We start from the raw sequence: 25,953 nt of genomic DNA on the forward strand, positions 1-25,953 counted from the left end.
CCTTCATGGCCAGGTGCAGCATCACGGCGCTGTCTTTACCAATGGAGTAGAGCATGACCGGGTTATCGGCCTCGGCCACCACTTCCCGCATAATGTGAATACTTTCGGCTTCCAGCCGTTGCAGGTGGGTAAGGTGCATAGTGATGATTGCGTCAAAAAATTATGTCGCTACGATACCACATCACTAGAGCTGAACTGAGCGTAAAGCGTAATGGAAGCATCCCTGGTACTAGCCTCAATTGTCGTGTTACTGGCGTTACTAATACAAGGCAGGCTTTCGCCGGCGGTGCTGTTTGGCAGCTGGGCCTCCGGTTATCTGGTGCTGGGCGTGGTGACCGAACAGCAATGGTTAAGCAGCTTTACCAACCCGGCGCTGATTACCCTGCTGGTGTTGATGCTGGTGTCGCTGGCGCTGGAGCGATCACCGCTGCTGGAGCGGTTCTCCGGCGCGCTCCTGAAGGGCAATGAAACCCTGGCCAGTTTAAGACTGATGGGGGTGACTGCCACATTATCCGCTTTTCTTAACAATACCGCCGTGGTAGGCACCTTGCTCGGAGTGATTTCCCGTCAGCGCCATATTGCTCCCTCCCGACTGCTTATTCCGCTGTCGTTTGCTTCTGTGCTGGGGGGCGTGACCACACTGATTGGCACCTCCACCAATCTGGTGGTGAACTCGTTTGTGGTTAACGCCGGCCTGCCGGCACTGAGTATGTTTGAGTTCGCTGCTGTTGGCGTACCGGTCGCTGTATTCTGCTTACTGGTTATTCTGTTCAGCCGACGCTGGCTGCCCCGGTACCAGCCGCAACAACACAATGCTCAGCAACCTTATTTTCTTGAGGCCAAAGTTCAGCCCGGCGCTGCGCTGATTGGCCGCAGTATCGAACAAAACCGGCTGCGTAATCTTAACGGGCTCTATTTGCTGGAAATAGTGCGTAATGAGCGGCTGATAAGTCCAGTCGGGCCCGATGAAATTCTGGAAGAAGACGACGTACTGGTGTTTACCGGTGAAGTGGAGAAAGTACAGGCGCTGCAAGCGTTTAAGGGGCTGGAGTTGTTTGGCAGCGGGGCTGAGCAGCTGCTGGCCTCCAACCTGGTGGAGGTGGTGATATCCAACCAGTCTGCTCTGGCTGGCTGCACATTGCAGCAAGTGGACTTTCGTACCATGTTCAACGCCGGTGTGGTGGGCATAAGGCGGGGCAATAAGCGCCTTACCGGGCAGCTGGGCACCATTCCGTTAAAAACAGGAGATAGCCTGTTGCTGGCAGTGGGGCACGACTTTACCCAGCACCGCAATATTGATCGTAACTTCCACCTTTTGGGTAATTGGCAAAGACCCAAACTCAGCAACCGGCAAAGCATGCTTGCCTTTGCCGGTTTTGCAGCAGTGGTGGCACTGGCGGCCTTTAATGTGTTGCCGTTATTGAATGGTTTGCTGTTACTGCTGGCAGGACTGTTGCTGAGCCGCATATTAACACTGGGAGAGCTGCGCCGTCGTTTTCCGTTTGAGCTGGTTATTATTATTGGCTCGGCACTGACTGTGGCCAAAGCGTTGGACAGCTCGGGCGCAGCGCAGCTGGTGGCCGGTGGCATGCGCGAGTTGTTTGGTGGTTATGGTGTGTTTGGTGCCTTTGTGGGGGTGTACATTATGACCCTGCTGCTTACAGAAACCGTCACTAACAATGCCGCTGCTGCGCTGGCGTTTCCTGTGGGGCTTTCTACAGCGCAGGCCTTTGGGGCTGATCCCATGCCTTTTATTATGGCCGTGGCCTTTGGTGCCAGTGCCTGCTTTATGGTGCCTTATGGCTACCAGACCCACCTGATGGTGTATTCTCCCGGTCACTACCGCATGATTGACTTTATCAAGACTGGTCTGCCGGTCAGTCTGGCCTACTCTGCCGGGGTGATTGCGCTGGTGCCGGTGGTGTTCCCGTTTTAGCCTGCTACAACAATACCGGCGAAGGCCGGAGTCCAGGGCAGGTTGCACAATGGTCTGCAGAATGGATTCCGGCTCGGAGGCCGGAATGACGCGGGCGGTATGAATGTTGGGATTCACTGCGATCATCGCTAATCTACGCTTTTTAGCTTATAGCCCGCTACAACAATACCGTCACTCCGGCGAAGGCCGGAGTCCAGGGCGGGTTGCACTGTGGTCTGCAGAATGGATTCCGGCTCGGGGGCCGGAATGACGCAGGCGGTGTGGATGTTGGGATTCACTGCGTTCATCGCTAATCTACGCTTTTTAGCTTATAGCCCGAGACAACAATACCGTCACTCCGGCGAAGGCCGGAGTCCAGGGCGGGTTGCACAATGGTCTGCAGAATGGATTCCGGCTCGGAGGCCGGAATGACGCAGGCGGTGTGCATGTTGGGGTTCGCTGTGTTCATCGCTAATTTACGCTTTTTAGCTTATAGCCTGCTACAACAATACCGTCACTCCGGCGAAGGCCGGAGTCCAGAGCGGGTTGCACTGTGGTCTGCAGAATGGATTCCGGCTCGGAGGCCGGAATGACACAGGCGGTATGAATGTTGGGATTCACTGCGTTCATCGCTAATCTACGCTTTTTAGCTTATAGCCCGCTACAACAATACCGTCACTCCGGCGAAGGCCGGAGTCCAGGGGCAGGTTGCACAGTGGTCTGCAGAATGGATTCCGGCTCGGGGCCGGAATGACGCGGGCGGTGTGGATGTTGGGGTTCGCTGCGTTCATCGCTAATCTACGCTTTTTAGCTTATAGCCTGCTGCAACAATACCGTCACTCCGGCGAAGGCCGGAGTTCAGGAGCGGGCTGCACCGTGGTCTGCAGAATGGATTCCGGCTCGGGGGCCGGAATGACGCGGGCGGTATGAATGTTGGGATTCACTGTGTTCACCGCTAATCTACGTTTTTTAGCTTATAGCCCGCTACAACAATACCGTCACTCCGGCGAAGGCCGGAGTCCAGGGCGGGTTGCACTGTGGTCTGCAGAATGGATTCCGGCTCGGGGGCCGGAATGACACAGGCGATGGCTTACTGTTCCCCTTCGGGGGCCTTCCAGTCAACGATCTGCTTTACCAGGTTTTGTGTAGCGGCACTATGCGCGGTGGCATTACTTTTACCTGCAAGCGTGTCCACCAGCCCGCTGGCCAGCTTTTTACCCAGCTCCACACCCCATTGGTCAAAGCTGTTCACACCCCACAACACACCCTGCACAAAGGTTTTGTGTTCATACAGGGCAATCAGGCTGCCAAGGGTATGAGGCGTTAACTCTTTGCACAGGATAACCGTGCTGGGGCGGTTGCCGGGCATCACCTTGCTGGGCAGCAACTCGGAAATGCGTTGCTCGCTCAGGCCTTCTGCTTTCAACCCGGCTTCAACATCTGCGGCTGATTTGCCAAACGCCAGTGCCTCGGCCTGGGCCAGCATATTGGCCAGCAGCTTGTGCCGGTGTGCAGGAAAGTCATAAGGCGAATTTACAAAGCCAATAAATTCGGCCGGCACTACGGTGGTGCCCTGGTGCAGCAACTGAAAAAATGCATGCTGGCTGTTGGAGCCTACGTCTCCCCACACAATGGGGCCGGTGGCATGGCTGACCGGGGTGCCGTCCAGCATGACAGACTTGCCGTTCGACTCCATGTTCAGCTGCTGCAAAAACGCCGGAAAGCGATGCATTAACTGGCTGTAAGGGAACACGCCTTCACTGGCATGGCCCAGTATGTTGTGGTTCCAGATGGTCAACAATGCCAGCAGCACCGGAATATTTTGCTCAAAGGGGGTGGTGCGTAAGTGTTCATCCATGGTGTGGGCACCGGCCAGTAAGGCTTCAAAGCGCTCAAAGCCTACAGCCAGCGCAATGGGTAGTCCAATGGCCGACCACAGTGAAAAACGACCGCCTACCCAGTCCCAGAAGGTAAACATGTTCTCGGCCGCAATGCCAAACTCCACCACTTTTTGATGGTTGGTAGACACCGCGACAAAATGCAGCTGAACAAGGCTGTCGTCACCACAGTCATTCAGCAGCCACTTGCGTGCAGCAATGGCGTTAGACATGGTCTCATCAGTGCCAAAGCTTTTGGATGACACCACAAACAGGGTGGTAGCAGGGTTAAGTGGCTCAAGAGTGGTGGCTAAATGTGCCGGGTCTATGTTGGACACAAAATGAGTGCGAATACCGGTGGTGCAATAAGGGGTTAGCGCCTCACACACCATGGCCGGACCCAAGTCGGAGCCACCAATACCAATATTCACCACATCTTGAATCGGCTGGCCGCTATAACCACACCATTTACCGGTGTGTACTTGCTGGCAAAAGTGGCGGATTCTGGCCAACTCGGCATGAACAGAGGGAATAACATTAACTCCCTTGTGCTCCAGCGTGGCACCGGCCGGCATGCGCAATGCCGTATGCAGTACGGCACGTTGCTCCGTGGGGTTAAAGTTGTTGTCGGTAAACAGGCCGGCAATGGCTTTGGGCAGATTCATTTGCCGGGCCAGCTCACACAGCTGCTGCAGTACAGAAGTGCACACCTGCTGGCGGGAAATGTCTACCAGCAAATTATCACCCAGATGAAAGGTCAGTTGCTGCACACGCTGGCGGTTACCGGCAAAGTGTTCGGCCAGTGAGGGCAGATGTTGAGCGCTTTGCTGCAGCGCCTTGAACAAAGGGTGTTGGGATAGGGGCACAGTGAGTCCGGTTTTGTTAATTGTAATGTGCAGTCAGCCAGTTCTGATATTCACCGCTTTTCACATTGTTAACCCATTCTTGATTAGCAAGGTACCACTGCACGGTTTTACGGATGCCGCTTTCAAAGGTTTCTTCCGGCGACCAGCCCAGCTCCCGCTCAATTTTGGCTGCATCAATGGCATAGCGCACATCGTGGCCGGGTCTGTCCTGCACATAAGTAATCAGCCCTTTAAAGCCCTGTGCATTGGTTTGTGGATTCCCGCCTTCGCGGGAATGACTGCTGGCGTGATATGCCTGGGAATTTGGGTTCTCCGGCACCAGCTCTTCCAGCAGTTCGCAAATAGTATGCACTACTTCAATATTCTGTTTCTCGTTATGACCGCCAATATTATAGGTTTCACCCACTTCCCCCCTGGTGACAACTTCATACAGTGCCCGGGCGTGATCTTCCACATACAGCCAGTCACGAATTTGATCGCCTTTGCCGTAAATGGGCAGTGGTTTGCCTTCCTGTGCATTCAGAATCACCAGCGGGATCAGCTTTTCAGGAAAATGGTAAGGCCCGTAGTTGTTGGAGCAGTTGGTGATCAGTGTAGGCAGGCCATAGGTGCGTTGCCAGGCACGCACCAGATGGTCTGAGCTTGCCTTGCTGGCGGAATAAGGAGAGCTGGGTGCATAAGGCGTGGTTTCGGTAAACAGGTCATCTGTGCCGTGCAAATCGCCATACACTTCATCGGTAGAAATGTGATGAAAACGAAATGCCGCTTTTGCGCTGCTCTCAAGGCCATTCCAGTAGTGACGGGCCGCTTCCAGCAGGGTGTAAGTGCCTACAATATTGGTATTAATAAATTCGGCCGGGCCAGAGATAGAGCGATCCACATGGCTCTCTGCCGCCAGGTGCATCACGGCATCGGGCCGGTGCTCGGAAAATACCGCATCCAGGCCGGCACGGTCACAAATATCCAGCTTAATAAAGTGATAGCGAGCAGACTCTGCCACACTGGTAAGCGACTCCAGGTTTCCGGCATAGGTGAGCTTGTCCAGGTTAATCACTTCATCCCGGGTGTTTTCAATGATATGGCGAACCACGGCTGAGCCGATAAAGCCGGCACCGCCGGTAACCAGAATTTTACGCATAACGTCAGCTTCTTATCATTTTGTAGTGGAAGGCAGTTCTGCATCGGCAAGCAGTGGCGCATTTTGATCTTTGGCCGACAGTAGCGGGGCTTCTTGCAGAGGCCAGTCTATTGCCAGAGTGGCATCGTCCCAGCGAATGCTCCGCTCGTGCTCCGGAGCATAGTAATCCGTGGTTTTATATAAAAACTCGGCCACATCGGAAAGCACCACAAACCCGTGGGCAAAGCCCTCCGGCACCCACAGCTGGCGTTTGTTTTCTGCTGAAAGATGCACGCCTACCCAGGTGCCGAAGGTTGATGATTCCCGGCGCAAGTCCACGGCCACATCAAACACCTCGCCCAGTGAGCAACGCACCAGTTTGCCCTGCTGCTGGGCCACTTGATAATGCAGACCTCGCAGCACGCCTCTGGCAGAGCGGGAATGGTTGTCTTGCACAAAGTTTACCGAGCGGCCAATGACTTGCTCAAAGTTGCGCTGGTTAAAGCTTTCAAAGAAAAAGCCTCTGTCGTCGCCAAACACCCTGGGCTCAATAATCACCACCTCAGGAATGGCCGTCTTCACAATATTCATGCTTTGTATCCGGGTTTGATCAGTTGCAACAAATACTGGCCATAATCATTTTTGGCCAGCGGAGCTGCCAGCAGGGCAACTTGCCCGGCATCAATAAAGCCTTTGCGATAAGCAATTTCTTCCGGGCAGGCCACTTTAAGGCCCTGGCGCTGCTCTATGGTCTGAATAAAACTGCCGGCTTCCATCAGGCTGTTGTGGGTGCCGGTGTCCAGCCAGGCATAGCCGCGCCCCATGGTGGTAACAGCCAGCTCTCCGCGTTCAAGGTATATGCGGTTAACATCGGTGATTTCCAGCTCGCCCCGGGCAGAGGGCTGCAGATTGCGGGCAATATCAATCACCTGGTTATCGTAAAAATACAGGCCGGTCACCGCATAGTTACTTTTGGGATGTTCTGGTTTTTCTTCCAGGCTGAGGGCCTGCCCTTGTTCGTTAAACTCCACCACGCCATAGCGCTCGGGGTCATGCACATGATAGGCAAATACGGTGGCCCCGCTGCTCTGGTTGCTGGCCTGAGTCAGCTCCTGTTGCAGGTTGTGGCCAAAAAAGATGTTATCACCCAGCACCAGAGCACAGTCGTCTTCACCGATAAAATCGGCACCAATCACAAAGGCCTGAGCAAGGCCATCCGGGCTGGGCTGCACGGCATATTGCAGATTAATGCCCCACTGGCTGCCATCGCCCAGCAGCTGCTCAAAACGGGGGGTATCTTGCGGGGTGCTGATAATAAGAATGTCTTTTATGCCGGCCAGCATAAGAGTACACAGCGGGTAGTAGATCATCGGCTTGTCGTATACCGGCAACAGCTGCTTGCTTACTGCCATGGTGACCGGATAAAGCCGGGTACCGGAACCACCGGCCAGAATGATGCCTTTACGGGTGCTCAATGTGTTTGCTCCAGAATTTCAGTTAGCATGCGGGCCACCCCTTGTTGCCAGTGGGGCAGTGTAAGGCCAAAACTCTCTTCAAGCTTGCTGCAGTCAAGGCGGGAATTCAGCGGGCGTTTTGCCGGCACTGGCCATTGGGCAGAAGATATGGCACTGCAGGTTTGCAGGGCAAGTTCAATGCCCCTGCTGCGGGCTTGCTCAAAAACAAAACCGGCATAACCATGCCAGCTGGTTTCACCGCTTGCTGCCAGATGATAAATACCGGCAAGGGAAGGCTGTTGTAACGCCATGCGCAGGGCATGGGCAGTAACATCGGCAATCAGCTCTGCTCCGGTTGGGGCCCCGACCTGATCGCTGATTACATTCAGTTCACTGTGTTCCCGGGCCAGGTGAAGCATGGTTTTAGCAAAGTTATTGCCCCGGGCTGCGTAAACCCAACTGGTGCGAAAAATTAAATGTTGCGGACAATGCGCGAGGACAGCCTGCTCACCGGCAAGCTTGGTTGCACCATAGTGATTTAATGGACTGGTTGCGTCTTGTTCTGACCAAGGGGGGCCATCAGCGCCGTTAAAAACGTAATCGGTAGAATAATGCACCAGCCATGCACCAATTGCCGCTGCCTCTTTGGCCAACACCTCTACGCTGGTGGTATTTACCAGTTGTGCCTGCTCTCGCTCAGTTTCGGCCTTGTCTACGGCAGTGTAAGCCGCGGCGTTAACAATGACATCTGGCTTAAGTGCTCTGATGGTGCCAGCCAGCGCCTCGGGGCAAGATAGATCGCCACACTGCGACTGAGACTCACGGCTCAGCGCCGTTACTGTGCCCAGGGGGGCCAACGCCCGCTGCAGCTCCCAGCCCACCTGGCCGTTTTTGCCCAACAGCAAAATATGCATACACAACTCCGTGGGTGGCAAACAGGCGGCCTAAGCCGCCTGTAATAAAAGAAAGGGATTATAAAACACAGGGAAGGGATAACAAGGTTAAGCAAACCCCACCCTAACCCTCCCCTTAGCAAGGGGAGGGAACTAAGTGGCTCCTCCCCCTTTTCAAGAGGCACCATTTCAGCTCCTCCCCCTTTTCAAGGGGGAGGCCGGGAGGGGGGTTAGGAAGTTAAGTTTCGCGCCTGCTCCCACATTGCCTGCCTGGTCTGCTCACTTTCGCTTAATTGCAAAATGGCATTCACCCAGGCTTGCTGCTCCATGGGCAACAAAAGGCCATTGTGCTCATGGCGTACCATAGCGCGATAAACCGGGTGATTCGCATAAATACCAACGGCACCAGCCTGAGTAATATCAAAAAATTTGGTGGATGCCCGAGCTGCGTTAAAACGGCTTTCAAGCAAGGGAGCCAGACCAATGGTTCGGCCCGGGCGTGCCAGCAAGGCCTGGTAGGCGGGCCATGGCATGGGGTGCAGCACATGAGTTCGGGGCAAAGCAGAAAATTGCTTGCGGACCGCATGATTACCAATCAGCTCCACACTCAGGCTGGCATCTTGTTCCAGTACCTGTTCAAACACCGGGTAAAGCCACTCAAACTCTGCGCCGTGAGATGCTGAGCCGTGATAAAACAGCGTTTTTTGCGGCCCGGCGTTTGTATAAGGCGATTGTGGCTGCAGCACCTGTGGTGACCAACTGGAGTACTTTTTTGCCAGCCAGGGGGTAGATACCCACAGCTCCGCGCCCATACGCTGTAGCCAGTTTTTATGTCGCCGGGCCAATTTCCAAAGTTTATAGCGGTATCGAAATGGCAAACCAGCATGGGTGTTCATATCGAGCAGATCATCGTCCATAAAAAACACCAGCTGGCCAATTTGCGAACGGTTATGTTCAACCCACTTGCACCAGGCTGGCGTTAAATAACGAACAAACACCACTCCTGCAACAGGTGTGCTCAAAGGTGGGCTGGGGCTGTGCAGGTGAATTTCTGTTAAAGCTGTACCTTTACCGTGCAGGTAAGGCCGCACAAAAAAATCGGCAGAAGGGTTATCCCCCTGTTGTACCATCAATATGGTGTCAGGGGTTACCACGGCCAGTCTACCCTTGGAATTTTGCCCAGTTTGAAATCTGGCTGTGAGTAATTGAGATTGGGGTTATAAAATGGATCCCGCTCAATAATATGGCCCCAGCGGTTATGCATATAGAGTGTTTCTTGCTGGGCCCGGGCTTTCTTTTCTGGTGAGTCATCTTTGCCACGAGATATTGATTCGTGGTGATAAAGCTCGGCATAGGGCGTATAAATGACACGTTTGCCCGACTCTCTTACTTTCAGGCAATAATCCACATCGTTAAACGCTACGGTAAGGCACTCTTCCAGCCCGCCTAGCTGTTGATAAAGTGTTTTATGAGTTACCAGGCAGGCTGCAGTCACGGCCGACAAGTCTTGGGCAAGCACAGCTCGGTGCATATAACCCGGGTCATCGCCGTCGAGAATACCATGTAAATGAGTGGCACAACCGCCTGGGCCTAACACATCACCGGCATGCTGAACCCGGCCATCGCTAAAGTAGAGACGGGTTCCAACGACACCAGTGCCAGGCTGTAACAGACGAGACACCATTTCTTCCAGCCAGTCAGCACTAATAACTTCAGTATCGTTATTCAGTAAACAAATCACATCCCCACTGGCTTGTTTAACCGCAAAGTTATTGATGGCAGAAAAATTAAACGGCTTATCGTAGTGCAGTACCTTCACCTTGCTGTGGCTGGATATTTCATCAAAATAGTTAAGGGTGGCGAGTTCACTGCTTTGGTTGTCGACCACCAGCAGCTCATAGTCGGGCCAGGTGGTTTTTTCTAGCAAGCTGTCTACACAGGTTTTTAAATAATGCAGGGCATCACGGGTGGGCACCACAATTGAGACCTTGGGCAGGGCTTGTGGCAGTTTGTAATGCGCCCTTAGAAACTTACCTTGCTCATAAACAGCTGCATTGATCTTGTGCCGTTTGAAGTGCTTTTCCAGCGTTGGGAGGCATGGCGCTATATCGTAAGTGGCGGGATGGTGGAACAGCACAGCTGGTATATGACATACAGCATCATCAGTGAGCTGCACTGTGGCTTCCAGCATTAACTCGTAAGCAGAGTTAAACTGGCAGCAAGCAAGTGCGCTGGCCAGCACATCACTGCGCATCGCAAACGTTGTGCCTACATAGCCAGAGTTGCGCGCCAGCTCTGGTGACCAGTCTGGTTTGAACTGTGGTCTTTCACGCTTTTCAGTCGGCCAGTAATCATGATCTGAATAAATAAAGGCATGAGCCGGGTTGCGGGCTTCAGTAGCAAGCCAGGCCAGCGCCCAAGGTGCCAGGAGTGTTCCTGCTTGCATTAGTAACACCCAGTCACTGCCATGCGCTTCATTTAGTTCATCAGTAGTAATAAGACTGGAATCCGGTTTGGTTTTCCACTCACTTTTCTGGTCTGGGGTTACCAGTATGCTCAATGAAGCTGGAGTAATTTCCAGTTGTTGTTGCAGTGAATGCAATGTTTTCTGCACCATGACGGGGGTGCTGTCAACCCGAGCGTCAATGATGACATTCATGCTCACGGTGGTTAAAGCGTGTCTTTTTACCGAGCGCTTCAAGCGTCTGGCCACAGAGGCTGTAAAATTTTCACTTTGAGCAATCCACTGCTCATAAGAGGGTGAGGCGGTAAAATAGCGGCTTTTACCAATAAGCTGATAAGCCCTATATGGGTTCAGGAGCATTGCTATCGGGTGAAGATTAAGCACCCTCCGTTGCTTGGGGGATGCTGTTGTATAGCTGTTGTATAACCGGCGCCCCATTAAATAGCGTGCGGTCATCCTGCTTACTTTTTGTATGGCGATACTATCCAGGTCTGCTACTGCACCCTGGCTTTTAATTTCCAGCCATGCCCGGGTAACTGCTGGTAGCTTGATAAGCTCATACAGCTTTCCTTTAAGCGTTACTGGCAGGTTCACCTCTGTGCAGATGCCGTGTCTTTGCTCGAAGAGCAGAGAGACTTCCAGCTCTGGGCCATTGTAGTTAAGCTGGCCACTGATCAGTGCCCAGCCAGATAAAGCAGTTAACTCAATGCGCTGTATGTCTGACATGTTAATTACGCAACCGTTTCAGACCTTGCGCCAGCATAGCGCTTAAGGTAGCAGGTTGTGCTACTGTCACAGCAATATGTGTGAGGGGAATACGAGCATTATTGATTATCAGCCCTAGCTCCATGCCGGCCTCCAACCAATCTGCAGGTACCTCACAGGAAAAGCCGCAAGGGTGCTGTTGCCAAAACTCCGGTATATCTTCAGCTTCCCCAAAAATGGCACTTAACACATCAGGTCTGCTTTTTGATGGAGTAAAACGTTTCTCCTGTTCAGACGAGGTAATGTAAATCTGATGGTCGGTTTGCAAGTACCCAAGTGTCACAGACCAGCCACTAACGTTTACCGGCTCTGCCGAGCTGAACCACTCTCCTTTTGCTGGTGAGTCAATATGAAACTTAATAACAGACTTTAATTCACTGCTTAACAGTCTATCCACTTTCACAAGGTGGGCTGGCTGTGTGGTTTGTTGTTTTAGCAGATGCTGCTCATATTGCCTGGCTTTACTAATAACAGTTTGTGCCGTGGCCAGAGGTGTAGGATCCTCCCACGTCAGTTCAACAGGGAAGTAACCAAGTTCAGCAAATGCCTCTTTCAGCTGAGACCGCTGGCTTTCAGGAATGTAAGAATCCAGAGCGAAGCTATTAAAACTTGCTAATCCAGCCCATAGCTCAGCAAGCTCTTTCGTCATGTTGTTCTGGAATAACTTTTTGGTTGTCCTGCCAATGGTAGAAGTTGAGAAATCTTCGGTTACCAGGGCGCGTAACGTCTCCGATACGTTATGCCTGCCTTCGGTAATCTGGAGGTAAGTACGATCGCCGGAAATAACAGTAATATCTTTTCGAGTACTAAAAAGCTGCCGGGTAATAGTAGATTTCCCCGTTGCCGGATCCTGCATTAATAGCCAGACGTAGGGTTTTAACTTTCGAATGTGTACTACATAGCGGGGCAGGGGATCACCGGCTTGCATGACACTGTGGCCTATCACTTTCCAGGCATAATCTTTAAGAATTTCTCCCAGCTTTATTCGGGTAGGAAACCACCGTTCATCAATAGCGCGCTCTATCTTTACCCAGCCTTGCTTTTGATTTGGTGCAATACCTATTTCCAGTACCAACAGGCCATTGGGTGACAGGCGGTCAACCAGGTGATGAATAAGCGCTTCCTGGTCTTCTGCGTAATGCAGTGCCGAAAGCAAGGTAATAACATCAAAAGGGCCTTCCGGGAGAGTGTCCCAAGACTGGTTTAAAAACTCCGCATCCGGAAAACGTGCTGTGGCTTTGCTGATAGCCTGGGCAGATTTATCCATGCCAATGACATGGCTGGCACCTTCAAACAACGCATATCCGCAAAAAAAACCTTCATTACAACCTACATCAAGAAAGCGCTTTCCTTTGAGAGACGGCAGACGCAGGGCGGTGAGTTTTTGTGATGATGCAGATCCCCCTTTAACGCCAGGGAATGACTGATATTGCATATAAAATCTCTTTATTTATTATCTGACCCAGTAAGCTCGGGTAGCAGTGCGGCAAATGCTTGCTGCATGTTTTGTATGCTGTAACACTCACCGGCGCGTTGGTGACCGGCTTTGCCCATGGCAGCGCGCCTTGCGCTATTTGCTGCCAATTTAGCTACATATTCCGCCACCTGGTGCACATCCCCTTTGGCAGCCAGAAAGCCGTTCTCTTCGTGTATTACCAGCTCGGGCAGTGCTCCCCAGTCGTAACACACTACAGGGCGGCTGGCGGCCATGGCCTCCAGCACGGTGCGGCCAAATGATTCCTGAAAATGTGACAGATTAACCAGCACATCCAGTTGTGCCAGCGCTCCCTGTGAGGATGCACTGTAGCCTGCAAATTTAAGGTTAACCGGAGAGGTTTCTTTGCCAAATAATACCCGAGTGTGCTCATTTTCCGGGCCAATCAGCACACAGGTTGCTGGTACACCCTGTTCATGGAGCAAGGCCGCGAGTGCCACAAAATCATGCAGGCCTTTCTTAGGTAAATTACTGCTGATCATACCCACTTGCAGCTGCCTTTTATTTGGCAGAGGTACCTTAAAAGTCTGCGTCTCTATTACATTGCCGATAACGTTGACTCGTTCGGGAGCATTCAGATAGCGGGCTACAACCCGGGAGTTGGCAATAAAAGTATCGCAATGCTCCAGCAAGTGCTGGCGAATTTGCTCAGGGTTGGAGTTAAAGTCTGCGCACAGTGCTTCATCGTGCTCGGGCAGTTCGCGTACATGACTTACACTGGGCACGGAGCACTCTCGGGCAGCCAGTAATGGCTCCAGCAACGTCAGCGTGTTGCAATATACCAGGGCGACATGGTGCTGTTTAATCAGCCGGGAAAAATGCGCTACGGTAGCCTGTTCTGCACTACGCCCGGCTTGCCACCAGTGATAGGGAAAAATGGTGAAGTGCTGGCAGCGCTCTTTAATCTGCTCAACATATTCGATGTTCTGGGCTGAAGGCAGAGTTACCAATACATTGTAGGGCAGTTGGCTGCATGCACTGAGAACATCCAGAAAACTGCGCTCGGCACCATAGGTTTTGTCGCTGACCAGGTGGGCGCATAGCAGCAGCACTGGCCGATTTGAATGCCATTTCAGTGCACCTTTCAGCACTGGCTGTGAGTATTGGTGCACTGTATCGGCACTCAGCAAATGTAAAAGCGGGTTTTGCTGTCGTGCCTCGGGCACTGCAAACTGATAACCCGAACCACTGAAATCCGGCCCCGGATCACGCCCTTCAAGGTGTCCAAAACGAAGGTAATGCTGTAAGGGGTCCATGCCGGCGGCGGCAACATCCGGATAGCGGCGTAAATACCACTCCTCATTAAACAGATCACATTGTCTGGCCAGCAAGGTAAGGTTGTGCTCTTTGGCCTTGGCAGAACCCCGGCACATAGGAGCCGGAGCCGGGAAGGGACGCTGAGCCGGGTTGGCTGGCATATAGAGCTTGCGGGTGCTTTGCTGCCATGCCAGTGCCGCTTGGTGGTAACGATTTCTCAGACCATTATCCTGATAATAACTACTCAGGTGAGTACGGCTTTGCTGGGTAAGTGAGCCTGCTTCCACCCGGCCAAAGGCAAGAGGCACGCCAGGTAAGGTTTCGGCTATTGCGGCAGAGCCAAAGGCCTGAATAATGCGGTAATACAACTCAGTATCGGCATTTACGGAAACACGATCCCAGAATCCAAGCTTGCGGTGAACCCGACGGCGAAACATAAGTGACGACACATTGCGTTGCACCCAGACAGGCTCTTGTCTCCACACAGAGATATTTAACTGTGAAGAACAGCGCACCCAGTGGCTGGTGCACGCGACCAGCTGTTTATTGTTTTGCAGCAGTGTAACCTGGTGTTCAATTTTCTGCGGATGGGACCAGTCGTCACAGTCGTGAGTGGTTATAAAAGCACCTCGGGTTTTGGCCAGCGCGGTGTTACGCGCGGCGTAAGCTCCCTGATTACAATGATGTTTAAGCAGTTTTATACGCGGGTCTTGCCTGGCAAGCTCGGCTACTATGTTTGCAGAGTTATCTGTGGAGGCGTCATCCACCACCAGAATTTCCAGGTTGCTCCAGCTTTGTTGTTGTAAGCTGCGCAGTGCGGTGGCAATGGTAGTTTCGGCATTATGGCAAGGCATGATGATGCTAACCAAAGGCTTGCGTTGCCACCAGTGCCCTGCGGCTACAGGCACTGCAGGTGCGTTGAGGTTATCCAGCTCCAGAGAGCAGTGCTCATTATACAGTGCCACTGTGCACAGGCCGTGGGCCTGATAAAACGCATTCAGCGTGGGAAGTGTGTGGTGCTCTGGCAACATAAACCGGGCAAGCGCATGATCCGGCACCTGCGGCCATCCTGGGTGATCCAGCCAAGCTTTAGCCTCTTGCATTTTGCCCAGCATCCGCAGGGCGCTAAACATTAACAGCCATGGTCCGGCATGGCTGACTAATACTCTGGCTGTAGTGTTAGAAAAAAAGATATTCAGTAACGGTTCAGCAAGAGCATATTGGCCATTTGAAGCATGCCAGCGAGCCAGTACCCAGGCTGCTACCGCGGCGTCCGCTCCATCTTCGCCAGCCAGTGCTTGCAGCTTGCTCAGCACATGTTTATGCCCCCGCCAAAGCTCGTCCTGCAGTGCCAGCGCCGCACTGGGGCAGGGGTGGCGCTGCTCCTGAAAACCATGGTTAATAAAGTGCAGCCATGGATCCATACCAGCTGCAGCTACATCAGGGTAGTGCTCAAGATACCACTGTGGGTTGAACAGTCTTTTCAGTGCCTGTTCACAGTCAGTATGCGTACTCACATTCATTAATACAGTGGCCGCTTTTCAGCCTGACCAAAGCGCAAGTAATGATACAGCGGATTAAAGCCGGCGGCGGCTACATCCGGGTTGGCATCCAGGTAATCCTGGCTGTTAAAGCCCGGGCTTGGGTTACGCCCTTCAAATCCGCCGCATTTCAGGTAGTGCAGTGCCGGATTGCTGGCAAACACCTTGTCGGCAGCTACATCGGGGTATTGTTTAAGATACCAGTCGCCATTAAACAGGGAAGATGCAGCGAGCTCGGCAGCACGGCGCTGCTGCTGTTTCTTTTCAGCCCGTTTTTTCATTTTGCCTTTAAAAGAAGATGATTTAACCACAGGCTGATTCGAGGCAGGCTCTTTGGGGGCCACAGCTGGAAGCGGAGCAGAAAGGGCAGGGGATAAATGTTTCTCCAGCTCTTCCTGCACGGTAAATAGTTGTTCCAGCAGCAAGGTATTCTCTTGCTTAAGCTCAGATGCAGCTTTGGCACTGCTGCGAGCCTGGTCCCGCTCTTTGCTTAATGTGCTGGCTTGTTTTTCTGCAGCAGCGAGACTGGCTTTTAGCTGAGTACACTCTTTGGTTAACTGAGTAATCTTTTGCTCTGCTGCTTTGTGCTGCTGCTCCAGGGTAGTGTTTTGCTGCAGGTTGGTTTCCAGAGCTTCCTGTACCTTGTGCAATTGCTCAAGCAACAATTCGCTTTCTTGTTTCTGCTCTGCCAAGGCCGACTGAGCTGCGTTTTTTTCATGGTTTAGCCCGGCAATGCGTTGCTGTTGCTGTTGCAACTGCTGCTCTGCGCTTTTCCAGTTTACATGGGCGTGTTTGCCAGCTTCAAACTCTGCCATCAGCTCATTCAGCTCTGTGATAACTAACGGTGCAGAAGACGATGTGGCCAGCGGTTGTGCCAGTGCGGTGAGTTGTTGCTCAAGAGAACAGAGTTCAGGATGTTTCGCAAGCAGGTGCTCAGCCATTAAACGCTGCAGAGTTGGTGTGTTGTGCTTAATAGCCGGTAATGTTTGCTCGTTGACTGGCAGAGCCGGCCAGTGCTGAGCACTGAGTGTTTTAAATAACTGTGGTGCAGCCAATACATCGGCCAGATTAAACAGCAGCACCTTGCCGCGCATTTTTTTGCAAAAGCGAGCCAGCAAGGCCGCATTGTGCTGCCACAATGCCATGGCCTGAGATGGTTCTATGCTATCTTTCGCGGCCTGCTCCAAAGCCATATGCAACGGAGCATAAAGCAATGCGGCGTTACCGGAAGTGCTGGTCAGTTGTTGCTCAAGCTCTTCCATGGTAGCGGCACTGGTTAAAGCGATAACCTCCAGTTCCTTGCAAGGGGCAAGCTGATGCAACACTGATGAGGCAGGTTGCCAGTTGCAAAGTGCCGCAGCGGCAAAGGTTAAATTCATGGTTGCTCCTGCAAATAAAGTCATTGTGCTCTTGGGTTAGTTCTGGCCAAAAATATCCCGGGTGTATACCTTGCCGGCCACGCTCTGTAAATCGGCGTGTTGCCGGTTGGCCAGAATTACGTCGGCTTTTTGCTTAAACTGCTCCAGCTGGTTAACCAGTAAACAGCCGTTAAACTCGCGCTGCTCCAGGGTGGGTTCATAAATAACGACAGTGACACCCTGCTGCTGTAACCTGCGTAACACGCCCAACATGGCGCTGTGACGGAAGTTGTCTGAGCCCTGCTTCATCATCAGCCGGTAAATACCCACCACTCCAGGCTGCCTGGCCAGCACCTGACTGGTAATAAAATCTTTACGGGTGCGGTTGGCATCTACTATGGCACCAATCAGGTTGTTGGGCACATCCTGGTAATTGGCCAGCAGCTGGCGGGTGTCTTTGGGCAGACAATAGCCCCCATAACCAAAAGAGGGATTATTGTAATGCTGGCCAATGCGAGGGTCTAATCCCACCCCATCTATGATCTCTTTAGCATTTAAGCCGTGGCTTTCGGCGTAGGTGTCCAGCTCGTTAAAAAAGGCTACCCGCATGGCCAGGTAGGTATTGGCAAACAGCTTAATGGCTTCGGCTTCGTTACTGTTTACCAACAGCACAGGTACTTCTTTGGTCTCTGCCCCTTGTTGTAGCAAAGCAGCAAAGTGACAGGCATGCTCGCAGTGACCGCCGACCACAATACGGGAAGGGTGAAGGTTATCGTACAAGGCCTGGCCTTCACGCAAAAATTCTGGTGAGAATAAAATGCGCTCATATTTCAGATGCTGGCGCAGACCGGCGGTAAACCCTACCGGTACGGTAGACTTAATAACAAACACCGCAGTGGTGTTGATGGCCAGAGCCTGCTCAATGACAGCTTCTACCGAGCTGGTATCAAAAAAATTGGTGAGCGGATCATAATCGGTAGGGGTGGCCACTACGATGACATCGGCATTGGCAAAGGCCTGTTGCGGACATGATGTGCAGTTCAGTGCCAGCGGCTGAGTGGCCAGAAAATGGCTGATGTCATCATCCTGCACCGGGCTTTGCCCCGCTGCCAGCTGCGCAACCCGCTCAGGGTTAATGTCGTAGGCTGTTACCGGATTATGCCGCGCCAGCAACACCGCATTGGCCAGCCCCACATACCCCAGCCCAACCACTGTAACTCTTGTTTCACTCATAAGTGTACAACTCAGCCCACCTTTACTTTCCCGATAAACCGGTGCTTAAAAATATCACTCCGGCCGACTTTTACGTTATTCCGGTCCACTTTTACGTCGTTCCAGCCCACTTTACGTCATTCCGGTCCACTTTTACGTCATTCCGGCGAAGGCCGGAATCCATGCCGCAGCCAACGCTCAACTAACAAGCACCCCACAAAATACCCGAACACCACCACTTACAGCTTACGGCTTAAATAGCTTCCGCAATATACTCTGCCAGTTCACTCACCAGGCTGGCATTCTCACCCTCTACCATCACGCGGATAAGCGGCTCGGTGCCTGATTTGCGCAGCAGTACACGGCCGTTGCCGGCAAGCTTAACTTCCGCTTCACTCACCCGCTGTTTAACCGTATCGCTTTCCAGCGGGTTGCTACCGGGGGCAAAACGGACGTTTACCAAACGCTGTGGGAATAATGTCAGGTGACTACGCAGTTCATTCAAGGTTACCCCTTGTTCTACAGCAGCCTTAAGTACCTGTAAGGCGGCAATAATGCCGTCTCCGGTACTGTTGTGATCCAGGCTGATTATATGGCCTGAGTTCTCGCCGCCCAGCTTCCAGCCATGTTGCTGCAGCTGTTCCATGACATAGCGGTCACCGACCTTGGCCCGTATAAAGGGAATATTGTGCTCGCCTAGTGCCAGCTCCAGAGCCATATTGGTCATTAACGTGCCTGCAACACCGCCACCCAAAATGCCCTGGCGGTTAGCGTGTTGTGCCAGAATAAACAGCAGTTCGTCACCATCCAGCAGCTTCCCGGTGTGATCTACCATGGCCAGGCGATCACCGTCGCCGTCGAAGGCGATGCCCATATCGGCGCGATATTGTTTAACCGCTGCAACCAGAGCGTCTGGCGCGGTGGAGCCAACATTATCGTTAATGTTCAGGCCATCGGGGCTGGTACCAATAGTAATCACCTCGGCCCCCAGCTCCTGGAATACTGCCGGGGCAATGTGGTAGGTGGCACCATGGGCACAGTCCAGCACAATGCGCAAACCTTCAAGGCTGAGCTCGGTAGGGAAGGTGCTTTTGCAGAACTCAATATAACGGCCGGCGGCATCGGTAATACGGCGGGCCTTGCCCAGCTTGTTTGATGCCACACAATCCATGGGCTGCTCCATCATGGCCTCTATGGCCAGCTCCACCTCGTCCGGCAGTTTGGTACCGTTATGAGAGAAGAACTTGATGCCGTTATCGTAATAGGGGTTGTGTGAGGCGCTGATTACAATGCCGGCCTCGGCCCGGAAAGTGCGGGTAAGGTAGGCAATGGCCGGTGTAGGCATGGGGCCCAGCAAAGCCGCATTTAAGCCTGCAGCAGACAAACCTGCCTCCAGCGCCGACTCCAGCATATAGCCGGAAATACGGGTGTCTTTTCCAATCAACACGGTTTTGGTTCCGGTTTGCGACAGCACTTTGCCGGCGGCCCAGCCCAGCTTCATGACAAATTCAGGAGTAATAGGGTAATTGCCGACCTTGCCGCGAACGCCGTCGGTGCCGAAATATTTTCTGGTCATAATGTGCTCGGTGTTGTTAGCCCTTGGCCTGCTCTTTGGGCTGGGAGAAGTCCAGCCCTAGAGCCCGTTCGGGGTGTTCCTCATGTGAATCTTGCAAAGAATTCCTTACCTTCTTCTCTGCCAAACACTCCCTCAATATTTCACTTTCCTCTTGAGCAGCGTTGATTTCACTCTTTAGTTTTTCGCAAATGTCAGCATGATGTTCTACGAGCGAATAAAGTTGGTGTTTTAAAGAAGCAGGGTCATCACCTGAGGTCATTTCAACCCCTCTTTTCATCCATGGTTTTTCACCATGTTTTTTTGCTACCATGCTGCAAGCTAGATCCACCAAAGAACCTTGGAAACTATCAATTTTCTCTTGACTAATGGCAACGTCTTTCTTGACTTCCGAAATACTTTTGACAAAGCCATCCTTCATGTCCTCGACCTTGGATAAAGTGGCCTCTAAAGGATAGTCGCCATCATCCAAGATAGATCTGGCCACTCCCTGAGCTACAGGAACAACATTATTAAGATTAAGAACGTTACAATAATTATCTAGATCCAGCATTGAAAACAGGCCAGGCATTTTGTGCCCATGATTTTCAAAATAAACACCATAAGGTTTTTTACCAACCACCATACCCATTATTAGCGCATGGAAGCGTGAGGCCACAACACAGCCAACAAAGCTCAGCTTGTTAAGATAGTCTTGGACGCCGCTTGGCTCGTTGTGAAAAACCCTACCTGTCGATGCGTACTTCTTTTCTAGCGCAATATTCAGCTTTTTATCAGCGAGCGTTTGAGAGAAAAGCACAATATTCTTGTTGCTATTTACTAGCAACTCGTCAACAAGAGTACAAGCAAATTGATAAGAGACAGAATTTACAAAACCTTCGCTGACATGTTGCTTATTTTTCTCCTTCCTCTCACTATCCTTTATCCTTATCCCCCAGTCTTCAAGCCGCATTACCAAGGCAACAGCGTCCTCACTAGGAAAGCCTAAACCATTCCTATTACTTTCATTAAGCTCTAGAAAAAAAGCAGGATCAGGAGCAATAGAAATATCGTACCCCTCATGACTAGATAATGAAAGTTCGTCATTCACATAGTCAAGGCTACACTTCTCTCTGACATACGCCTGAGTACAACAAGACAAAAAAGCCTTGAAAAGAGCTTTGGACTCATCAGTTATAAAAGGGCCCACAGTAGAGGGAAAAAAGACAACTGGTATTTTTTTTCTTACAGCTACAAATGCTGGAAGAAGCCGCCAAAAAAGGGAATAGTCATTTTCGCCATGCTCATACTGGAAAAAATGCTCGCCAGAGTTAATTATTATCATATCACAGCTTTCGACAAGGCTAGGCTGTAGCTCAGACATGATTGTAATAGTTAAAGAATCAGCTTCTCGGCCAGATAAAAACTGAGGGCTCAAGTCTTTGGGCAAAGACTTTTCCAGGTGAGGGCTATCTTTTCCGTCTAGAATAAAGATGTTTATTTCTGTGTTCCGAAAATTATTTAGTATTTTTAAAAGCCCTTCATTTATAGCTAGGTCACCTATATTGCTAGCCACATGATAATAGAATAGATGGATTCTCTTGGGGGTTCTCATAAGGTTTACACACTTTAAAAAGGAAGGTTTAACTAAAATAAATCTTATGGGCTATATAGGTGGAATATTTAGAGTTACAGCTCATAGGAGCATCTGATGGCTATTGTAAACATGAAGATGCTCCCCGCAGATTTCAGAAGAGAACTCCTATAAGCAACTTTATCATCTTGGATTCTATGGTTAAGTAAAGTCTATTTCCAACAACTCAGGCCAGTTAAACTGAATTAACTTTTTATGTATCTCCTTTGTTCGCCTTAAGTCTTGCCTGATTGACAGGAACTCCTTTAATATTTTTCTGTTATTAAATGGAACAAAAGTATCAGCTACCATATCGGTATCGGACATTCTCGCTCCCAACCAAGCCCCGTTTCTATGCTCCCAATAAAGCAAGTCATATGGGCAATACCCGTACACCTCTTTCATCTGGGGGTTATGTATGTCAATAAATTCTTGCCATGCATCCTTAGTCAGATGAACTAAAGACCTCTTATACAGTCGGCAAAGTTTATCTAGAGACAATACTCCGTCACGATTGATGGGGTTTTTTGTAAAGTAGCAGTTAAATACCTCGGGGCCATAAGACATATAATGCACAGTGGAAGGGTCTTCCACGCCCACCAGATAAAGGGCAATCATATCTGAAGACGACTTTTTTATATTGCAATTGACTATTTTTTGTGATTTGTCTAAAAAATCACCCAACAAAAGGTCTGACTTCTTTACATTTATTGTAGAAAACGAAGTAAGGTGAGCCTGTTCAGCAATTTTCGGCGCTATGCTGATGTCTTTTTTATGAGATTGATTTCCGTTTATAATGTAAGTAAATACTTTATCAAGTCTTTCTGTGTGATTTTTTAACGTTGCTAGAGAAATTCTGCTATCGAGACCTCCAGTTAATGATAAAACAACTTTAAATCGTTTTGTAAGCATTTCATTTTGCCTACAAAGTACTTTTGAAATTTTTTCAACAAACTCATCTGTAAGTTCATTTCTTTCGAGCTCTTCTCTTGGAAAAAATCGATGTATAGAAATAGTTCTCAGGTCGATAAAAGTGTTCGGTAAGAGAGGTCTTACTTGACTAATAGCCGTCATCAAACCCGGAAGATAGTTCCCTCCCATAGAATAATTTTCTTGTGTAGATATATGGAAGGCTTCTTCATTCAATCTAAAATCAAAAACAGATTGAAAAAGCGATGTATGAGAGGCAATCATAAATCTTGTCGGATCTGTAGAGTAAAGTGCACAACGATAGCCCATTGCATCTTGAAGCAAAAACTCTCTATCTTCTTTTTTACAAAGCAGTAAAAACCGTCCGGACAATTGATCCAAATAGTCAAAGAAATTAGACTCATCTTCGCTTAGCAATTTGGCTAAATGTTGCGCAATTCTACTGTTGTCATTCGCACCTGTAAATGGATTAAGTGCATAGCCAATCAAACAGACCCCTGTATTCTTTCTACTTATTAGGAATTTATTGACATCTAAAATATTATGTGAGTATACATCATAATCAAAAAAGCTATTGATTAAAAAACAACTTGGTATTCTTGGCCGTAAATCATTTCTTTTATCTTTTTTAAGAATTATAAAATCTCTTCTATACATATGTTTTTCTGAGCTTTTATTCATCATCTTAAAAACAATCCTTTCGTGAATGATTTTATGTAAAATGTAATTTCTTTTGTAGAAGTTAAGGTGAAGGTCCTTAAGGTTGAACCAAAAGTGATTAAGAGAGCTTGTCTAGAAATATATTAGCAATACTGCTCCAGGTCCTGTTTTCACGAACCCAAGCTCTGCCATATTTACCAAGTTTCTTTCTCTGCGCAGAGTCAGCTAACAAATTTGACAGCTCTTTGGATAAACTGATGATAGAGCCTTTCTCAAAAATAATGCCTGTTTCACCATTGATTATCATTTCAGACAGAGCTTTAACGCTCGACACCAGAACAGTCTTCTCCATTGCTAATGCTTCTAAAGGCTTCATTGGTGAAACCATCTCACAAACAGGCCATGATTTTCTAGGGAAAGGAGCAATGTCAACAACCGAGTAGTATTCCGATGCTAAAGAATGTGGAACCCTACCCGTTATGATAATTTTATCTTTTACACTACTATTTTTAGCCAGATCGCAAATTTGCTTATAATATGGACCATCCCCCACCAACAGCAGCCTGTAGTCAAGATCCGGTTTTCTGTCTGACAAAATTTCGCATGCGGCAATCAAGTCATCCAAGCCTTCATAGTCTTGAAAAGATCCAATATAGCCTATAACTGGAGTTTTTTGACCGATGCCAAGCTTATTAAGCAGGCTCTGCGATTTTTCGCAAGGAAAAAATTTATCAGGATTGGTGCAGTTCGGAAGTATTGTTATCTTTGAGCCATCCACACCACGTGAGATTAGCTCATCCTTCATTGCCCCTGTCAAAGTAAATACAAGGTCTGCTTTCTTTGCGACCATTGTTTCAAGATGGCGTATTTTTTCTGTTTCGTGCTTTCTCTGGGGTGCTGTATCTCGCGACTCATGTACAATTTCCCACAATCCAGACACTTCGTATATAAAGGGTAAATTGTTTTTCTTTGCAGCAATTAATGCAGGCAATGATATTTGATATGTAGAGCGACCATGAATATAGCCCGGTTTCTCTTTTTTGATCACTTCATCGAATGCTTCAACACAATCCAGCATATAGCTGGCTTCATCTCTCAACCTGACGGATTCACAATTTGTTTTATGGTAGGTGATATTATCAACCTTGACAGAGTTGTTTTTTGTGGGAATTTCTTTTTTAACGTCGTAAGGAAAGTTTGGGCGTGTATAGGCTCTTACATCCAAGCCTTTTTTTATTAAAGCGTTAGCAAGTCCGTGGGCGCGTGTGGCATAGCCACCAGAGAAGTAAGGTAAAGAGCTATGCAAAAAGTATACTGATTTATTTTTGTTTCTTTCGTTTTTTTTGATAACTCTTTTGCTGACATTAAAATACTCATCAAAGAGAGCAAGATAAGACTGACTCATCTTAAAAAAACGAGTTACTTCATGCCCCAAATTATCTCTTTTCTCACATAACCTGACAATGTGATCGTATTTCTGTGCTGAAAATAATGCTTTGATGTAAACTTTTAAAGAGTAATGGTTTTTATTTTTTTCATATGTATATTTAGCTAGTGCTAAAGCATTGCTTATATGGCCAATAGATAGCTCAAGTTTAGTAAGTTCTCGAATTTCTTTTTCTTCATTAAGAGAAAGCCTTTCAGCTTTGCAGTGGATTACTCTCCTGAAAGCATCCTCTGTTCTGTCAATGTTATTTTTGTAGGTTATATTGCTGCCAAAAGAATGATTCAATAACTCATTTTTAATCGCTGTAACTTTATGGAATGGGTGATAAAGTTTAGATTTATCATCCTTGTATTTTCCACATTGAGTGTAAGGGAGAATGGATTTTATAGTGTCTAACAGTTTTCCTTCTTTATAAAAAACTGCATTATTTAGGTAGTCATTTACGGCCGCCTTGCAATATTCTGGCAATAATATTGGCAGGTTAAAATATGATGCTTCCAAAAACTTTGTAGGTTGAACCAATTGGCACACTTTATCATTTTTGCGTGGAATTACGACAACATCAATCAGTGCGTAGTAGTCGGGAATCTGTTCATAGGGTACCCGGCCGGTCTGGATCAGCCAGGAGTTTTTATCAGGTTTGGGTAATTTTTCATTCCTCTGAGTTACTGGATGGTCATCACCTACCAGCAGCAACTTTATATTTTCACCCTGCTTAGTGAGTTGCTCGCAAGCTTCAATCAGGGTCTCCAGTCCTTCATAGGCGTTGAAGCTGCCAACGTATCCAATGACTTTTTCATTTTTATTAATTCCCAGTCTCGCCTTTAGTCGAGGGTCCGCTGGTCTAATTTCTGACAGCTTGCTTACGCCATTGGGCACTATGGCAATGTTATTTTCGGCTATGCCTCGTTTTGACAATTCATCGGCCATGGGCTGATTAAGGGTAAATACTTTTTGCGCCTGCTTGGCCACAAACGTGTCACGCAGGGCTTCTGCTTTAAACTCGGAGGTATTGGCATAGCCGGGTTCACGTGCGTCACGGCTCAGCTCCCAAAAGCCGCGCACTTCATTATAAAAAGGCAGGCCCAGCCGCCTGGCAGCAATCCAGGCGGGCAGGCCCACTATGTAATTGGAAGCCGCCAACACCACTTGCGGACGATATATCCGGAACAACTCAGTAAACCGTTGCACGCTTTGCTCAAGGTGCGCTTGTTCATTTGCCGGCTGTTCATCGTTAGACCAGCGGCTGTGAATATAGCGCACACCATCTACTGTGCTTTCTGGCTGCATAGTGGCACCTAGCTCCCATGGGCGGCCGGGGCGCACAAAACACAGGGTGTCAAAGCCATGCTCGTTCAGGGCTTTGGCAATGCTTTGGGTGCGAATGGCGTAGCCGTTGCTGGCGTAGCTTTGGCCATGGCTAACCACATAAGCTATGCGGTTTTTGATGGGCGCAATAAGTGGCGTTGCCGGTTGGCTGGCAAGCGTGAGAGCGTGTTCTATGAGTTGATCCATGC

Annotated in this window: 19 protein-coding genes; 1 reads left to right on the top strand and 18 read right to left on the bottom strand. The window is 49.7% G+C overall.

Annotated features, from left to right (window positions below; translation table 11 throughout):
* On the bottom strand, nt 1-139 hold a 139-nt coding region (locus tag B6S09_RS18355), incomplete at its 3' end, for a phosphoadenosine phosphosulfate reductase domain-containing protein (RefSeq protein ID WP_169713359.1).
* A 72-nt stretch (nt 140-211) separates the two neighbouring features.
* Here B6S09_RS18355 and B6S09_RS17370 point away from each other — a divergent pair.
* The gene (locus tag B6S09_RS17370) at nt 212-1,936 is read left to right on the top strand and encodes an SLC13 family permease (RefSeq protein ID WP_094279749.1); all 1,725 of its coding nucleotides are present in this window, start codon (nt 212-214) and stop codon (nt 1,934-1,936) included.
* Nucleotides 1,937-2,064: 128 nt separating this feature from the next.
* Here the strand turns inward: B6S09_RS17370 and B6S09_RS18495 are convergent, their stop codons facing one another.
* From B6S09_RS18495 to B6S09_RS17445, 17 genes are all read right to left on the bottom strand, one after another.
* On the bottom strand, nt 2,065-2,214 hold the full coding sequence (locus B6S09_RS18495) for a hypothetical protein (protein WP_169713360.1): 150 nt from the start codon (nt 2,212-2,214) through the stop codon (nt 2,065-2,067).
* Nucleotides 2,215-2,225: 11 nt separating this feature from the next.
* Nucleotides 2,226-2,363: a hypothetical protein gene (locus B6S09_RS18500; RefSeq protein WP_169713361.1), complete on the bottom strand. Its 138-nt coding sequence runs from the start codon at nt 2,361-2,363 to the stop codon at nt 2,226-2,228.
* 642 nt (nt 2,364-3,005) lie between these two features.
* Nucleotides 3,006-4,658 carry a glucose-6-phosphate isomerase gene (gene pgi / locus B6S09_RS17375; protein WP_166670337.1) on the bottom strand — a complete coding sequence of 551 codons (1,653 nt, stop codon included), beginning with the start codon at nt 4,656-4,658 and terminating at the stop codon, nt 3,006-3,008.
* Between the two features lie 16 nt (nt 4,659-4,674).
* The gene (gene rfbB / locus B6S09_RS17380; RefSeq protein ID WP_094279751.1) at nt 4,675-5,796 is read right to left on the bottom strand and encodes a dTDP-glucose 4,6-dehydratase; all 1,122 of its coding nucleotides are present in this window, start codon (nt 5,794-5,796) and stop codon (nt 4,675-4,677) included.
* Between the two features lie 15 nt (nt 5,797-5,811).
* A complete protein-coding gene (gene rfbC, locus B6S09_RS17385) occupies nt 5,812-6,366 on the bottom strand; it encodes a dTDP-4-dehydrorhamnose 3,5-epimerase (RefSeq protein WP_094279752.1) in 555 nt (184 codons plus the stop codon).
* The gene (gene rfbA, locus B6S09_RS17390; protein ID WP_094279753.1) at nt 6,363-7,250 is read right to left on the bottom strand and encodes a glucose-1-phosphate thymidylyltransferase RfbA; all 888 of its coding nucleotides are present in this window, start codon (nt 7,248-7,250) and stop codon (nt 6,363-6,365) included. The genes rfbC and rfbA overlap by 4 nt, the downstream gene beginning before the upstream one ends.
* On the bottom strand, nt 7,247-8,143 hold the full coding sequence (gene rfbD / locus B6S09_RS17395; protein WP_094279754.1) for a dTDP-4-dehydrorhamnose reductase: 897 nt from the start codon (nt 8,141-8,143) through the stop codon (nt 7,247-7,249). The genes rfbA and rfbD overlap by 4 nt, the downstream gene beginning before the upstream one ends.
* A gap of 209 nt (nt 8,144-8,352) precedes the next feature.
* On the bottom strand, nt 8,353-9,120 hold the full coding sequence (locus B6S09_RS17400) for a glycosyltransferase family protein (protein ID WP_243832856.1): 768 nt from the start codon (nt 9,118-9,120) through the stop codon (nt 8,353-8,355).
* Nucleotides 9,121-9,269: 149 nt separating this feature from the next.
* Nucleotides 9,270-11,312: a glycosyltransferase family 2 protein gene (locus tag B6S09_RS17405; RefSeq protein ID WP_094279755.1), complete on the bottom strand. Its 2,043-nt coding sequence runs from the start codon at nt 11,310-11,312 to the stop codon at nt 9,270-9,272.
* Nucleotide 11,313: 1 nt separating this feature from the next.
* Complete coding sequence (locus tag B6S09_RS17410) at nt 11,314-12,786, bottom strand: class I SAM-dependent methyltransferase (protein WP_094279756.1); 1,473 nt, start codon at nt 12,784-12,786, stop codon at nt 11,314-11,316.
* An 11-nt stretch (nt 12,787-12,797) separates the two neighbouring features.
* The gene (locus tag B6S09_RS17415; RefSeq protein ID WP_166670338.1) at nt 12,798-15,620 is read right to left on the bottom strand and encodes a glycosyltransferase; all 2,823 of its coding nucleotides are present in this window, start codon (nt 15,618-15,620) and stop codon (nt 12,798-12,800) included.
* Nucleotides 15,621-15,625: 5 nt separating this feature from the next.
* Entirely contained in the window at nt 15,626-17,023 is a 1,398-nt protein-coding gene (locus B6S09_RS17420; protein ID WP_094279758.1) for a hypothetical protein, read from the bottom strand.
* Between the two features lie 36 nt (nt 17,024-17,059).
* Nucleotides 17,060-18,235: a nucleotide sugar dehydrogenase gene (locus B6S09_RS17425; protein WP_094279759.1), complete on the bottom strand. Its 1,176-nt coding sequence runs from the start codon at nt 18,233-18,235 to the stop codon at nt 17,060-17,062.
* 232 nt (nt 18,236-18,467) lie between these two features.
* Nucleotides 18,468-19,790 (bottom strand): phosphoglucosamine mutase, encoded by a 1,323-nt coding sequence (gene glmM, locus B6S09_RS17430; protein WP_094279760.1) that lies wholly within the window; start codon nt 19,788-19,790, stop codon nt 18,468-18,470.
* A 16-nt stretch (nt 19,791-19,806) separates the two neighbouring features.
* Entirely contained in the window at nt 19,807-21,381 is a 1,575-nt protein-coding gene (locus B6S09_RS17435; protein WP_094279761.1) for a polysaccharide pyruvyl transferase family protein, read from the bottom strand.
* Nucleotides 21,382-21,561: 180 nt separating this feature from the next.
* The gene (locus tag B6S09_RS17440) at nt 21,562-23,013 is read right to left on the bottom strand and encodes an adenine nucleotide alpha hydrolase family protein (protein ID WP_094279762.1); all 1,452 of its coding nucleotides are present in this window, start codon (nt 23,011-23,013) and stop codon (nt 21,562-21,564) included.
* A gap of 94 nt (nt 23,014-23,107) precedes the next feature.
* On the bottom strand, nt 23,108-25,951 hold the full coding sequence (locus B6S09_RS17445; RefSeq protein ID WP_094279763.1) for a glycosyltransferase: 2,844 nt from the start codon (nt 25,949-25,951) through the stop codon (nt 23,108-23,110).
* Nucleotides 25,952-25,953: the final 2 nt, after the last annotated feature.

This window comes from Oceanimonas baumannii, from assembly GCF_002245495.1.
GTDB lineage: Bacteria > Pseudomonadota > Gammaproteobacteria > Enterobacterales > Aeromonadaceae > Oceanimonas > Oceanimonas baumannii.